Source organism: Colwellia sp. BRX10-1 (assembly GCF_014077545.1).
Taxonomy (GTDB): domain Bacteria; phylum Pseudomonadota; class Gammaproteobacteria; order Enterobacterales; family Alteromonadaceae; genus Colwellia_A.
In genome coordinates this window covers 123,095-137,782 of the sequence record NZ_JACGWC010000003.1, presented here as the reverse complement: position 1 = coordinate 137,782, position 14,688 = coordinate 123,095, and the positions used below count along the sequence as shown (strand labels likewise).

At 37.7% G+C, this 14,688-nt stretch carries 11 protein-coding genes and 1 riboswitch; of the genes, 3 read left to right on the top strand and 8 right to left on the bottom strand.

Annotated features, from left to right (window positions below):
- Positions 1–4 precede the first annotated feature (4 nt).
- From H4J75_RS04505 to H4J75_RS04470, 8 genes are all read right to left on the bottom strand, one after another.
- A complete protein-coding gene (locus H4J75_RS04505) occupies positions 5–1,729 on the bottom strand; it encodes an SLC13 family permease (protein WP_182221470.1) in 1,725 nt (574 codons plus the stop codon).
- A 153-nt stretch (positions 1,730–1,882) separates the two neighbouring features.
- Positions 1,883–3,295: a sulfate adenylyltransferase subunit CysN gene (gene cysN, locus H4J75_RS04500; RefSeq protein ID WP_182221469.1), complete on the bottom strand. Its 1,413-nt coding sequence runs from the start codon at positions 3,293–3,295 to the stop codon at positions 1,883–1,885.
- Positions 3,295–4,203, bottom strand: coding sequence for a sulfate adenylyltransferase subunit CysD (gene cysD, locus H4J75_RS04495; RefSeq protein ID WP_070375155.1), 909 nt, complete (start codon positions 4,201–4,203; stop codon positions 3,295–3,297). Before cysD ends, cysN begins: the two co-directional genes overlap by 1 nt.
- 383 nt (positions 4,204–4,586) lie before the next feature.
- On the bottom strand, positions 4,587–5,639 hold the full coding sequence (locus H4J75_RS04490; protein WP_182221468.1) for a hypothetical protein: 1,053 nt from the start codon (positions 5,637–5,639) through the stop codon (positions 4,587–4,589).
- 344 nt (positions 5,640–5,983) lie between these two features.
- Positions 5,984–6,919, bottom strand: coding sequence for a phosphotransferase (locus H4J75_RS04485; protein ID WP_182221467.1), 936 nt, complete (start codon positions 6,917–6,919; stop codon positions 5,984–5,986).
- A gap of 7 nt (positions 6,920–6,926) precedes the next feature.
- A complete protein-coding gene (gene pnuC / locus H4J75_RS04480) occupies positions 6,927–7,598 on the bottom strand; it encodes a nicotinamide riboside transporter PnuC (protein WP_182221466.1) in 672 nt (223 codons plus the stop codon).
- Entirely contained in the window at positions 7,598–7,864 is a 267-nt protein-coding gene (locus H4J75_RS04475) for a hypothetical protein (RefSeq protein WP_182221465.1), read from the bottom strand. The genes pnuC and H4J75_RS04475 overlap by 1 nt, the downstream gene beginning before the upstream one ends.
- Before the next feature lie 890 nt (positions 7,865–8,754).
- Positions 8,755–10,878 carry a TonB-dependent receptor gene (locus H4J75_RS04470; protein WP_182221464.1) on the bottom strand — a complete coding sequence of 708 codons (2,124 nt, stop codon included), beginning with the start codon at positions 10,876–10,878 and terminating at the stop codon, positions 8,755–8,757.
- Between the two features lie 90 nt (positions 10,879–10,968).
- Positions 10,969–11,087, bottom strand: a riboswitch (TPP riboswitch).
- Between the two features lie 119 nt (positions 11,088–11,206).
- Between H4J75_RS04470 and H4J75_RS04465 the strand changes: the two genes are divergently transcribed.
- Genes H4J75_RS04465 through H4J75_RS04455 form a run of 3 tightly spaced genes read left to right on the top strand, consistent with a single transcriptional unit; the run spans position 11,207 to position 14,688 of the window.
- Positions 11,207–11,857, top strand: coding sequence for a single-stranded DNA-binding protein (locus H4J75_RS04465; protein ID WP_182218189.1), 651 nt, complete (start codon positions 11,207–11,209; stop codon positions 11,855–11,857).
- Positions 11,858–11,902: 45 nt separating this feature from the next.
- Positions 11,903–14,008, top strand: coding sequence for an SHOCT domain-containing protein (locus tag H4J75_RS04460; RefSeq protein WP_182221463.1), 2,106 nt, complete (start codon positions 11,903–11,905; stop codon positions 14,006–14,008).
- 11 nt (positions 14,009–14,019) lie between these two features.
- The gene (locus tag H4J75_RS04455; protein WP_182221462.1) at positions 14,020–14,688 is read left to right on the top strand and encodes a TVP38/TMEM64 family protein; all 669 of its coding nucleotides are present in this window, start codon (positions 14,020–14,022) and stop codon (positions 14,686–14,688) included.

Below are 14,688 nucleotides of genomic sequence, written 5' to 3'. Positions count from 1 at the left end.
ATAGCTAAAAAGGGAAGAAATATAAAATACTACAAATCGCAGTAGTGCAATATATAACGCTAATGGGCACACCTATTTTTATAAAATCTATCAACTGGTATTGCCCGGCACTAAAGACCATTAAATTGGTTTGATACCCATATGGGCTAATAAAACTAGCACTGGCACCAAAGGCTACTGCCATAATAAAGGGAGTAATATTTACACCATAGTTCAACGCTATACTATAAGCTATTGGGAATATTAGCGCGGCTGCGGCATTATTAGTGACCAACTCGGTTAATAATACCGTTAATAAAAATATAATAATTAAGGCGACGGTCGGCGTTATACTGCCCGACAAAGAAGTAATGGTTTCAAGAGACGTTAGTAATCCACTATTTATTAACGCACTGGCAAGCATTAGCGCCGTAGAAATAATCAGCCAAATTTGTATTGGAAAACGTCTAATCACTTCATCTTTAGACAAGCAATTCGACAATAAGAAAAAAGAAAATAGCACTAACATTCCTTTGAATAAAGAAATAATCCCTAGTGCACTTAATGCTACGGTTAAGAAAAAACTTATAATAACAAAAGGTTCTTTTTTACCGGTAAGTTTTGATTCTGGCTCAACGCCATTGACAACAATAAAGTTTTTATCAACATTATTTCTGGCTTTAAAATCTTGGCCAGTTGCTAACACTAAGTAATCACCCGGACGAATGCTAACATCGCCAAGCTTACCTGTAACGGCTTGCCCGTCTCTTTTCATTGCTACCACAGCGGCATCAAACTTAGCTCTAAAGCCAACACCTTTTAATGTTTTATTAATGAGTACACTTTCAGAACGAACAAAGACTTCCGTTAAGTTGTCATCAGACAAGCCTTGTTTGTGTGCAAAAACAGTTAAACCATCAAACTGCTTAAGTTGGTTTACTTTAGTAACGTCACCATTAAAAATAAGCTTATCGTTGGCACTAATAACTTGGTCGGGAGAAACAGGGGTAATCGTTTGCCCAGCGCGAATTATTTCAATTAAAAATAAAGAGTCTAAATGTCTTAAAGCGTTTTCTTCTACGGTTTTGCCAATCAATGCCGAGTTAAGTTCTACTTTAGCATCTAATAAATATGAACTTTCTAGCGTTGAATTAATATCTGTTTCTGGGAGATATTTAGATAAAAACCACAGCGCACAGCCACAAGTAATGACGATAAAAACACCTACCGGGAAAAAATCAAAAAAGCCTAAAGCAGGTAGATCAGCATTTAAGACTAAACTGTTAACAATTAAGTTAGTAGACGTGCCAATTAAGGTTAGCGTACCGCCAAAAATAGCCGCATACGACAAGGGTAATAATAATCGACTGGCAGAATGATAAGGGTTGTTTCGAATCGGCGCTAGCATGGTAGAGACAACGGCGGTATTATTTAACAAGGCTGAAGAAACAACCGTTAAACTAAAAAGCCTGATCCAGGTTTTGCCATAACTTGAGAATAAAACTTTGCTGGCGAGTATACGCAATAAGCGAGTTTTTTCTAACGCTAAAGAACACAGTATTAACAAAATAAGCGTTATTAAGCCTTTATTAGACATACTGGCTAACACAGCTTCATTTGAAACTTGTCCGCTAATAATAAGGGCAATAAAAGTAAAGCCAAAAACCTTTCCAGGCTGCTTTTGAAACTTTAATAAACCTATAATTGTACTAATAAAAATTAATAGTACAAACGCTGCATCTATATTCAAATATATAAACCCTGTTAACTTTTAACAGCTAATCTTAAGAAAAAATTAGAGACAAATAATAACTAAGAGCAAAGCGGCTGAGTAAAAAACTGAGATATTGCTAGCTGTTTTTTACACGACCTCATTGCCCTTAGTTTACATCTTTTAGTCTCGTTACTTTTTAGCTAAGTTTTTAGCTCCCCAATGAGGAAAGTGCTTACAAACAAACGCATTAAGTTCAAGTTCGTAATCACTGTACTTTTTAGGCTGTCCTTTTTCCAATTGTGTCAGTTGTGAAGCTATCATGCCCGCGCCAACTGTTGCATTGGTCAAACGGTCAATAATAATAAAAGCACCTGTTTGACGGTTCTCTTGATAAGCATCAAACTGCACAGGTTCGTTTAACGTAAAGTTACAACGCCCTATTTCATTCAACGCTAAATGCTGTACGTCTTGCTTTTCCATGGTATTAACATTAACGCTATACTCTATTTTATCAACAGAGCCAAACGTAGCATGAGTGCCTACTTTAATAATGTATTCACGGTCTATTTGTAGTGCCGCTTCATCCATCCACACCACATCTGCACTAAACGTATTAGAAGAAGCGGGTTGCTCATGCGGTCGCACGATCATGTCACCACGACTAACATCTATCTCATCTTCAAGCGTCAGCGTTACAGCCATATCGGCATAAGCCGTTTCAAGTTCGCCGTCAAAAGTTACTATCGACTTAATTTTACTTTGCTTACCTGAAGGTAGTGCAACAATAGTATCACCAACACGAATTTCACCTGAAGCGATCGTGCCGGCAAATCCTCTAAAGTCTAAATTAGGACGGTTAACGTATTGAACAGGAAAACGAAAAGCACTATTTTTTTCACCGCTAATTTGCACGGTATTCAATAACTTAAGCAAAGGTGAACCCGGGTACCAAGGCATATGCTCGCTTTCATTGACTACGTTATCGCCGCGTAAAGCTGAAATAGGCACAAAACGAACATCTTCAATATTTAATGATTTAGCAAATTCACGGTAATCACTTTTAATTTTTTGGTATGTCTTTTGGTCATAATCTACTGCATCCATTTTATTAATAGCAATAACCACATGCTTAATACCTAATAATGAACAGATATATGAATGACGTCGTGTTTGCACTTGCACGCCATGACGCGCATCAATTAATATAATGGCTAAGTCACATGTAGAAGCACCCGTTGCCATATTACGTGTGTACTGCTCATGGCCTGGAGTATCGGCAATAATAAATTTACGTTGCTCGGTAGCAAAGTAACGATAAGCAACATCTATAGTAATACCCTGTTCGCGTTCAGACTGTAAACCGTCAACGAGTAACGCTAAATCAAAATCACCATCTGTGGTATTAAACTTTTTAGAATCTTTTTCAATAGCAGCCATCTGATCTTCAAAAATCATTTTGCTATCAAAAAGTAAGCGGCCTATTAATGTCGACTTTCCGTCATCTACACTGCCACAGGTGATAAAACGCAGCATATCTTTGTTTTCATGCTGCTTTAAGTAGCCTTCAATATCTGTTGCCAATAATGTTTGTTCAGTGTTCATTAAAAGTACCCTTCCATTTTTTTCTTTTCCATTGAACCGGCTGAATCATTATCAATGACTCGACCTTGTCGCTCAGAAGTGGTTGTTAAAAGCATTTCTTGAATAATTTCAGGCAATGTTGTTGCAGTCGATTCAATAGCGCCGGTAAGTGGGTAACAACCTAGCGTTCTAAAACGTACTGATTTCATTTCAGGCACTTCGCCCTCATTTAGAGGCATGCGTTCATCATCTACCATGATTAACGAGCCATCACGCTTAACAACAGGTCTTTTGGCTGCAAAATAAAGTGGAACCATTTCAATATCTTCTTGATAAATATACTGCCAAATATCAAGCTCGGTCCAATTAGACAATGGGAACACACGAATACTTTCACCTTGATCAACTTTAGAGTTATAGATATTCCAAAGCTCTGGACGTTGGTTTTTAGGATCCCAACGATGATTTTTATCGCGAAATGAATAAACACGTTCTTTAGCACGAGACTTTTCTTCATCACGACGAGCACCACCAAAAGCGGCGTCAAAACCATGCATGTCTAATGCTTGCTTCAAACCTTGTGTTTTCATGATGTCGGTATGTTTTGCACTACCGTGAGTAAACGGACCTACACCCATAGCAAGCCCTTCTGGGTTTTTATGGACGATTAAATCGAAGTCATACTTTTCTGCTAGATTATTACGAAATTCAATCATTTCTTTGAATTTCCAATCCGTATCAACGTGCATTAATGGGAAGGGAATTTTACCCGGATAAAAAGCTTTACGTGCTAAATGCAAAAGAACAGAAGAATCTTTCCCTATTGAATACAACATAACAGGATTATCAAATTCAGCAGCAACTTCACGCATTATTTGAATTGATTCAGCTTCCAGTGCTTTTAAATGTGTTAATTTATTCTTATTCATATATGCCCTATTTTACATTTTTGATGTCAAAATCTTACAAAAAATTATATCAAACCAAAATCAAATAGCGAAATAACTAAATAACTTAGGTTATAACTAGCTTGCAATAATCTAACTATAAATAAACTAAAGCTAACTTAGACAATTAAATTAAAACGACTTAAATAAGAGTAAAAGCACGACTATAACAAACGCTATGCTGGTATTATTAAAGATGGCTATCATGCAATGATTATGGCGGTGGCGGGGTTGTTCTGCAATTAAATATTTAGCTGATTATACTGATCTATTCTTCTATATTTAGCATTATTATTGAGCATTTCTGGCAAAAAAAAACCGATAGATAAATCTATCGGTTTTTATTCAGATAATAGTTACTGGGATTAGTTACCGCCAGTACCACCTGTACCGCCAGTACCACCTGTACCGCCAGTAATGTCGTCATCTAGATCAACAGAAGCTGCGATATCATCAGGATTGATTACGTCAGGAATATTTACAATACCGACAGCATTACCTGTATCGCCTGCAATAACTGATGCTAAATCTTTAATTGCTTGCGAAATTTTAGCTTGAACAGCATTAATTCTTGCCATTGCCGCTACTGAGTCAGCATCTAATGCTGCACTAGGGTTATTAATAATCGCTTTAGTAACTAGTTTAACAGCAGCGATATAAGTTTTAATTGCATCAGCAAGAGTTTCATCAGTGCCTGGCTCTAAACCTGAAAGCGAACCGTTAATAAGCGTTAACGTTGCTGCTATCATATCATCTGTTGATACATTTGCAGATACAGAAGCATCAACAATTACAACGTCAAAAATGTTAGTTTCAGATAAATCTAAACCTAAAGTAGCACCAATCACTCGAGAAGCATCTACTTGAAACGCTTCAAAAACTTCTGGGTCAGAAAGGTCGATATCTGCATCGTCTTCAATTACCGCTAAAATAGTTTCAGTTGCAAGTGTTGTTAATGCGTTAACTTCAGCAGAGATTGTACCGCTACCGTCAGAATTGCTCATGGTTGAAAGTTCTAAGCCCACTAATTGTGAAGCAGGAACAACGCCACCTCTAACTACGTCACCACAAGCTGGAGCATCACAAATCATTGTAGTATCTTCGTCAGCACTTACGCGTACGAAAAAAGTACCTGTGATTGCTTCACCAGAAGCATCAGTTAATGAAAGTGTGTAATCACCATTTTCATCTGTTTGAGTGTTAGCTAGAGCAGTGTCTACATCTGAGCTATCAAAAACTTCAACTAAAGCGTTAGCTAATACACCTTTGATACCAGAACCTGATACATCTAATGTAGAAGGCGTTGGTGGAACCGGTGGCGCTTGGTTTGGCGCAAGAACAGTACCATCATCTTGGTAACATGCCGATAAAGTCAAAGAAATTGCCGCAGCAACTGTTGTAAGCATAATTTTATTCATTGTTAATCCCTGATTTGAAAGTAAAAAACCTAACATTCCTTGTTATATAGATAAACAACAGAATGATCTTTGTAGTAAATATTAGCATCGACATCACGCCTGATCAACAAAAAGAATAACAATAAAATAAATATTTAACGGCTGATTTGCATTATTAAAATCTTAAGCCTTTATTGCATTTTTATTACGGTGCCAGATGTTCAATAACTTAAATAAATCACCGTGATACAAAAGTAACTTCACGATATTAAGTTGTTATAAACTACTAAATAGCCAGTAACTAAATTCAATAGAGCTACTTTATAAATAGTAGCTATTACTGAGGATAATAAAGATAGTACAGATTAAAATAATAATGTTATTTTTTCTGTTAACAAGCCTAATTGGTCAAAAAGTACAAACTGCTGGTGTGCCTTAGCCATTAATTTTTGCGCTTGCTTATGTTGATAGCCGGCCTCGAAGTACCACAAGCCATTAATGAGATAACAACAAGCGAGATATGCACGCACTTTTTCTTCATCAATCGTGGCATTGGTAAATTGCTGATAGTCTTGTATCAGAGCATCTATATCGTTAACACTGAATTCGTTAATCGCGATAAACATGGCGAGATCATATTCGGCTTCAGCTAAACAACTGCATTCGAAATCGACTAACCAAGTATGCTTTTGCGGATTTTCATTATTAAACAAAGCGCTTACACGAATGTTTTCATAATTAACATCACCATGACAAAGTACTAAGTTATTATGCTTGGCTTGCGGAGGTGTTATTTCGCTGATTATTTTCTGTAGCGCGATATGCTGAGACTGCGAGAGTTTACTATTGGAGGCTTGGTGGTTAAGCAGTTCTTCAATGGCTAACACCGGATGATTTTCTGGCAGCGTTAGCTGATGAGTTTTTACCATTAAGTACATCGCCACCGTAACTTTGTTATTAGCTACACTGACAGTTTGTTGCTTATAAAAATCGCTTAATGAATCACCGGTAATAAAGTCGGTAACAAGCCATGATGCTGAATGATAAATGATAGCCGGTGCTACACCGATTTCTGCTGCTAATAAGTGACTGGCAATCTCGGCTTTTGCTGTTTGTTGATGGCCATTGAAAGACTTTACAAAAAAATTTTGCTTAGTAGTGTTTTTGTTAACCGTCACTTTAAAACATTGATGACTTTCACCCCCTGTTAATCGCTCAATTTTACAATCGCGATGAATAAAACAAGATAAGGCTTTAATCTCTTCACCGCTGCTGTTACTTTTTTGATTGATTAAAGCCACCACTCAACTACTCAGTAGCCGAGGCTATATTGCCTGCTGCTTGTTGATGACTTTTTTGATATTTACTATACCAAATTGCATAACCGACCATAGCCATTACTACATATAAGCCAAATAACACAGCGGTAGGTTGTAAACCTTTTTCTAAATAGAGATAAATGGAAACAAAATCGATGACTATCCAGTACAACCAATTCTCTAAAACCTTTTTAGTGACTAAATAGGTCGCAAACACCGCAAATACCGTAGTTGCAGAATCTAAATAAGGAAAGTGTGTTGGCGTGTAATTGTCCATTAGCCAGCCAATAACTAAAGAGCAAGCAGTTAGTAAGACCACTATTTTGATATGAAAGAATAGCGGCCAGCTTTGAATAGCCAATACTGTGCCTGTATGACTATTATTTGTTGCGTTATTTTGCGACGAAGAAACATGACGCCAGCAATACCAGCCAAAGATGGCCATCGCTAAATAATAAACCTGCAATAAGGCGTCCATCCATAAATAAACATCATAAAAAATAACGCTATAAATAATGGTACTCACTAGCGCTGCAGGCCAACACCAAATATTTTCTTTTGCCGCTAACACCACATAAAATAATGCTGAAATTACCGCTAATAATTCCCAGAGAGGCAAATGCGCAAAATAATTAACTGTTGCTGATAAAGATTCAACCATTAGCTTTCAGCTTCGACTTCTGAGCGATCACCACCAATAAACTTACACACAAAAACAGCAGCATTTAAGGTTTGATGGACATGTTTTATTTCTGCCATAACATGACGGGTAGCTAGGTCATAGTCTCCAAATACTTGTGTACTCATGCCATTAGTCACTACATTTAAGCCCGCTACATTTCGAAGGCGCTTAATGAATGCCCAAATTTCAGTTTTAAACTTTTCTTCAGCTAGAGGATACAAACTAATTTCTATAGATATTTTCATATTATTTCCTAATGGTATGCCACTTTTTCCAGTGAACAAAAAAAACCGTAATCCTGAACACCCCCCGTCATCCTGAACTTGTTTCAGGATCTCATTACTCTAAGCCACGAATACAGATACTGAAATAAATTCAGCATGACGACGTGTTACTTCAACATGACGACATGTTACTTCAACATGACGACATGTTACTTCAACATAACGGCAAGGCGGTTTTTAACAACTGCTCTGCCAAGCTAAAAAAACGTCATCCTAAACACCCCCCGTCATCCTGAACTTGTTTCAGGATCTCATTACTTTAAGCCACGAATACAGATACTGAAATAAATTCAGCATGACGGCGTTTTAGTTCATCATGACGACATGTTACTTCAACATAACGTCAAGGCGCTTTTAATAACTGCTCTGCCAAGCTAAAAATCCCGTCATCCTGAACACCCCCCGTCATCCTGAACTTGTTTCAGGATCTCATTACTTTAAGCCACGAATACAGATACTGAAATAAATTCAGCATGACGACGTGTTAGTTCAGTATTACGGCATGCTACTTCAGCATGACGACATGTTACTTCAGCATAACGGCGTTTTACTTCAGCATGACGGCATGGCGGCTTTTAACAACGGCTCTGCCAAGCTAAAAATCCCGTTATCCTGACCCACCCCGTCATCCTGAACTTGTTTCAGGATCTCATTACTTTAAGCCACTAATACAGATACTGAAATAAATTCAGCATGACGACGTGTTAGTTCAGCATAACGGCGTTTTACTTCAGTATTACGGCATGCTACTTCAGCATGACGACATGTTAGTCCAACATGCCGCCATGTTACTTCAACATGGCGGCATATCAGTTCAGCATGAGCGCGTGATAGCTAAAGAGTGCTTAACCTTAGAAGTTATAATCAAACGTTACACCAATTTGTCTTGGTGCGCCAAAGCGTTGATATTTTTTGGCTACCCAATCTAAATCAGGTTCGTTACCGAAGAAGAAGCCGCGTGTTGCGATTTTTTCATCGGTAATATTTCTAGCCCAAAGTGAAATAGACCAATCAGCAAGCTCATAAGCAACTTTCGCATTTAATAAGTTTGAACTTGACGCTTTTTCGTCATGGCTATCAGAGAAGAAAAATTCATCTTTTCCTGACCAGTTCACATTGAAAACAACGCCATTATCGCTGCGATACGTAGAGCCAAGGCTGAAGGTATAGCTTGGTGCGTGTGCTAAATCGCGTCCTGAAATGTCAATGTTTGTACCGTACTTGTCAGAATAACCATAAACATCATATGTTGCGTTTAGGTAGCCCACTGTCGAGTCGATCGTTAAATTATTATTAACTTGGTATGTTAACTCAAGTTCCAAACCGTAACTGCTTGAACTGGTGGCATTTGCCGTGTAAATGGTAAATTGCTGTGGCTTATCAGGGTTCTGTTGAGAAGCATTAACTTGTTGATCTTGTCTGTCCATATAGAATAAGGCTAGTCGACTGACTAAGGTATTATTTAGCATATTCGATTGCAGACCTAATTCATAATTGACTAAGACTTCGGTATCAAATTCTTTAAATTGGATTAATTGCTCGGGTAAATCCATATTAAAACCACCCGCTTTGTAGCCACGCGCGACACGAACATAGGCAGAATGCTCATTGTTAATGATCTTACTCAAGGCGATGTGTCCGCCCCACATGGTTTCAGACGGGTCAAACTCATCGCCAGCACTATCGCTATAATCGGTTGAACGTTTTTCAACGCGCAAACCTACTGATAACTCATGGCCATAGTTAAGAGCACTGTCTAACTGGGTGAAAATTGCATAATTATTAGCTGAGTATGTAGAGTCGAGTACTTCGTCTTCCCAACCATTATAAAAAGAGTCAAGGTCGTTATCTTCATTCATTTTGCTAATGTAAGTACCCACTAGCCAAGCAGTTGTATTGTCAAAAATTCTTGATGCGTCATTTGATGATAAGCGAAACTCTTGTGACCAAACATCTCTATCGGCGCGTTTATCCCACAGGTAACTGTATTCACATGGCGCACCATCACAACTTTTACTTGCCCAATAATCTGCGTTTGCCCAATCACCATCATAAGCGTGCTGATGTTCTGTCGTGGTATAGCTACTTATCGCTTCGAATTTTGCGAATGACAAACCTTCAAAACTAAATTTTAGTGCCCCGCCATGCGATTTTTGATTATCAACACCTGGGTTGTCCGTGATCGTATTAAAGCCGTTGTTATCTAATGTCCAAGGATCGAAACTATTATCGTTATCCGCAAATATATAAGTAAAATCAACACTTAAATCTTCTGTTGCCGTATATTGCAATTTGAACTTTCCAGAAAACTCGTCAATGCCATTAGTATCATCTCTATTTAGATAAAGATTGTCGCGATAACCGTTTTGTTGATGTTGCTCTAATGATATGCGGTAATTTAAGTCTTCAGTGACAGCACCAGAGCTATAACCGGCAACATTAATTAAGTCGTCATTGCCTAACGTTACTTTAAAACCATGCTCGGGTAATTCTGTTGCGTCTTTTGATTTTATGTAAATTAAACCCGCGAGTGCATTGGCACCAAAACGTGTACCTTGTGGACCTCTTAAGACTTCAACTTGTTGAATATCGTACATAGAAGCTGCCATGCCCAAGCCTGACAAATCGATATCGTCGACAATGAAACCCACTGATGAGTTTGGCGCACCGCGGTATTCAGAGCGTTCACCGACGCCTCTAATTTGTAAATATTTCGGACGAGATGTTCCACCAGAGAAATTTAAGTTGGCGACACCATTAATAACTTCTTCAAAATGTTGAATGCCCTGCTCAGCTATTTTTTGTTGGTCGATGATTGCAATACTAGTAGGGGCTTGCGCTAAAGATTGCTTATTAAAACTGGAAGTGACGGTTATACGCTCAATATCAGTTGATTCATTTGCCTGCGTGACGCTAGCAAAAGTCAATAAAGTCGTAGTTACCGCAATTGAAATAGGAGATTTTATAAAATTCATACTGGGCTCTTTTTATGGCATGCAAGCAAAAAAGAGCAATAAGGAAAATACACCGTAAGTAAGCACTTACACAAAGTGTTTACGATAAGTATTCAACATATTAACCATTCCTACGCCGGCATTATCCGTTTCAGGTATTAAGGGTAAAAATTCTCAGCAATACAAAAGCCTATTAACAACAGCTTTTTATTGCACCCCTTGGTTTGTTCGGCATACTAACAATTTTATCATCAAAGTACAGAAAAATTATGGTTATTTAATGTCATGTATTTGCTTAATCTGATGATTTTCAGTAAATTAGCACTATAGTTTTTTTTATTAAATTGCCATGACAAATCATCTAAGCCAAAATCATTTATGTTCAGTAACCTTATTAGGAAATTTAGTTGCTAAGCCTGATATTCGTTATCAAGCAAACCCGGTCCTTGCTGTAGCTGAGTTAGTATTAGCGACCCATAGCAGATGGTTTGACAAAACGAGCCAACAGTTTAAAGAATGGACGAGTTATCATACGGTTAAAGTTATTGGTGATATTGTTGATCGTTCACTTATTCACTCGCAAAAGGGTGATGTTATTTTAGTGCAAGGCTATTTACTTAATAGTAAAAAAGCTAACCGTGAAATATTACACGCCACTTATGCACAAACATTTGCAAAGGGTTACGCCCAATCAATAAACCAAGTGCATATGAGTGGTGAAATAAGCAGCGATATTAATTTAGTACTAACCGAGAATAATAAAGAATTAGTCGCGCTTAACTTAACCGTTAATAATTTAGTGTATTCGCCTATAACACAGCAAACCCAAAATATTTCTATCGAACGTTCGGTACATATCTGGGGAAAACAAGCACATTATATTAAAGATAAGGCCGAGCTAGGCGACCAATTAGTTGTCGACGGAAGATTAAGCTATCTCAATGATAGTAAAAAATCACAATTTATTGATTCACACCAAGTCATTTTATTGAAACATTAAAATGGATTACCTATAATTTTATAAAATTAGGATTGTTGGCAAAATATGGACGTTTTTCATTATATAAAAAAAATAACTACGCGATCACTTCCAATGTTGCTGGCTTTTTACTGCCTATTAACGCCCTTAACAGCGATTGCTGAAGAAGTTCGACTCGAAGTTTTAGCGCAGCTGCCTAGCCTAAGTTCAACCAATAAAACAACCGTTATTGCATTACCTGTTAATAATGAGAATAAGCAACAATACTTAATTGCAGACGCTGCTGGCGAATTGTCTTTACTTAATAATGCCAAGCTCACTTTTTTAGCAAGCTTACCTTTAAATAATCATACTACCGATAAACAAGTTAAATTAACCGCGCTAACGTTACACCCCAGTTTTTCGTTAGCAGATAAAACTGGCTTCCAAAACTTTTTTACTGCACATATTGAGCCCGCTAAAACAAATAATAATGTTGCGCGATTAACGCTGTTAGCCGATCCGGTTGCATTGCCATTTGACGCTGTGATAACGCAGTGGCAATACGACAATACAGCGGCAATTAAAATTGATGTGCAGCAACGCAGAGAAGTGCTGAGAATTGCTGTGCCAACTGCCACACATCAAATACAGAAAATTGCCTTTAATCCATATAATAAAGTATGGCACGATGATTATGGCTTAATGCTTGTTGCTTTATCTGACAGTAACGCTAGCTTAGCCAACGCTAGCGAAGGCGCTTTGTATTCTGGTGTTGTGTTACGCATTAATCCTGAGAAATTTGGCTTAAGAAATTATAGGGTGCCAAGTAGTAACCCTTTTATGAAAACAAACGACGTTAACAATGAGATCTTTATTTTAGGCGCTCAAAGCATTAGTTCTTTTTCGTGGTCAAAAAAACATTATGGCGCATTACTCGTAGAACATGACTACGATGGCGGTCACCAAGTTGTTGTTGCTGATAAAGGAGCTGACTGGCGAGACTCTTACCAAAACAACCTTGTTTTTCCACTTAAATCTACTCAAGGGACTGATGAAAATATTTTTCCTTATTATGGGCGAAACTTAGAAGCGTCTGTGGGTAGTGTCTTATATCTTATTAATGATACAAAAAATTGGCAACTTGCCCAATTGAATACCACGATGGCAAATAGTGAAGCTCAAAGTGGCGCTGCTGCATTACCTATTTTGTCTTTTAGTCGTGATGAGCTTTCTCCAAAAAATAAAGTGTCATTACTCTTTGATCACAACGGCGAACCCTTACTGTTAGATTTAACCAATAAACAATTATTATCGGTAAAGGCTATCCCGTTAAAAAGTGACAATAGTAAGCGTATTCAGGTGGAGAATAAAAGTGATGAACAATCGTCGCCACTCAACAATAGCGCTTATGGCAAACTACTGCTTACCCTGTTTATATTAGTGGTTGCGGTGGTGTTTTATCGATTACGACTAAAAACGGTCAATCAAAAAGCAAAATTAAGAGGTATGTTTGCACGCTTTGAACTCGATACTAGCCAAACAACCGTATCATTTTACAAGCGCCATCAGTCAGAAATAGACAGTCAATTGGCTATTGCCGATATTGTTAAAAGTGAAATTTGGGTAAACGATAGCAACGTCAGTATTATTAATGAGGATATTGACCATGGTTACAATGAGCAATGCGAGAACAAACTGCGCTTGTCATTTAATCAAGCGCATCGCCATAAGCTTATTAATGATGAAACTCGACAAGTCCTGCTTTATTTAACCGATAAAAACGCTAAAACATATGTTGTATGCTTATATTTTAGAAAAGGTAACCAGCGTCTAACCAAAGCTAAATATTTTGATATTTTAGAGTCATTAATTGATTGGAGTTGGTTTATTGCCAGCCAGCTGAATCCAGAAGCAACAACGCCACGACCACTGAAAGTAGCCATAGCTAAGAGCGCGATAAAAAAAGTTTTTAAGAAAAATAAGGCCGAGCCTGAAAGCATTGATGCATCCGTAATAGAAGAACCGCTACCTAGTAAGCAAACCGCAGCGGTATTGCACGACATCGTTGTTCATGACTCCGAATTAATAAGTGCGCTAGACAAGCTTGTTGATTTAAAGCAACAGGGTTTTTTAACCGATGATGAGTTTAGTTTAGCTAAAGCGAAAATTTTATCAGATATGATTGTTTAATATGGATAGAGATGCTGAGCAAACAAACTAAAACACTTTTTTTAATGACCACATTAATTAGTATTGCCATTCTTTTTAGCGTGTTATTTTCTTTAGATGTATTGAAAAACAACAACCTACAGCCACTACTTGACCAGTTTATTCCTCAAGGGTATCTGGGGGTGTTAATGGTTTTAAGCCTATTGGCATTACTGACCAGTATCGGTTTACCCAGGCAAGTCGCTGCTTTTTCTTGTGGTTACATCTTTGGCATTGTTTATGGGACGCTGCTGGCCACTTTAGCGGCAACACTCGGTTGCATGCTAACGTTATTTATCGCAAAAACCTTTTTTAGACAAAGGGTGCTTGACGCTTACCCCGACAAAGTAATGGTGCTGTCTGCTTTTTTCTCAACGGACACCTTCAGCAAAGCTCTAGTTATTCGTTTGTTACCTGCGGGCTCAAACTTTTTAACCAACATATTGGCAGGCATGGCTAAGGTAAAGTTTATCCCCTATGTTACAGGCACTTGTGTTGGCTTTATTCCACAGATGTTGATATTTTCATTACTGGGTGCAGGTATTAAAGTTGGTGAGGAACAGCAAATATTACTGAGTTTATCTTTACTGGTTGTTGCGTTAATTTTTGGCTATTTATTGTATAAAAAAGAAAAAAAACACAATAAAAAAGGAGCTATTTAG

What these genes read in the sequence shown, in the direction of transcription:
- cysN (WP_182221469.1), bottom strand. Translation starts at nt 3,295, where the DNA reads ATGAACACTGAACAAACATTATTGGCAACAGATATTGAAGGCTACTTA.
- cysD (WP_070375155.1), bottom strand. Translation starts at nt 4,203, where the DNA reads ATGAATAAGAATAAATTAACACATTTAAAAGCACTGGAAGCTGAATCA.
- H4J75_RS04490 (WP_182221468.1), bottom strand. Translation starts at nt 5,639, where the DNA reads ATGAATAAAATTATGCTTACAACAGTTGCTGCGGCAATTTCTTTGACT.
- pnuC (WP_182221466.1), bottom strand. Translation starts at nt 7,598, where the DNA reads ATGGTTGAATCTTTATCAGCAACAGTTAATTATTTTGCGCATTTGCCT.
- H4J75_RS04475 (WP_182221465.1), bottom strand. Translation starts at nt 7,864, where the DNA reads ATGAAAATATCTATAGAAATTAGTTTGTATCCTCTAGCTGAAGAAAAG.
- H4J75_RS04470 (WP_182221464.1), bottom strand. Translation starts at nt 10,878, where the DNA reads ATGAATTTTATAAAATCTCCTATTTCAATTGCGGTAACTACGACTTTA.
- H4J75_RS04465 (WP_182218189.1), top strand. Translation starts at nt 11,207, where the DNA reads ATGACAAATCATCTAAGCCAAAATCATTTATGTTCAGTAACCTTATTA.
- H4J75_RS04460 (WP_182221463.1), top strand. Translation starts at nt 11,903, where the DNA reads ATGGACGTTTTTCATTATATAAAAAAAATAACTACGCGATCACTTCCA.
- H4J75_RS04455 (WP_182221462.1), top strand. Translation starts at nt 14,020, where the DNA reads ATGCTGAGCAAACAAACTAAAACACTTTTTTTAATGACCACATTAATT.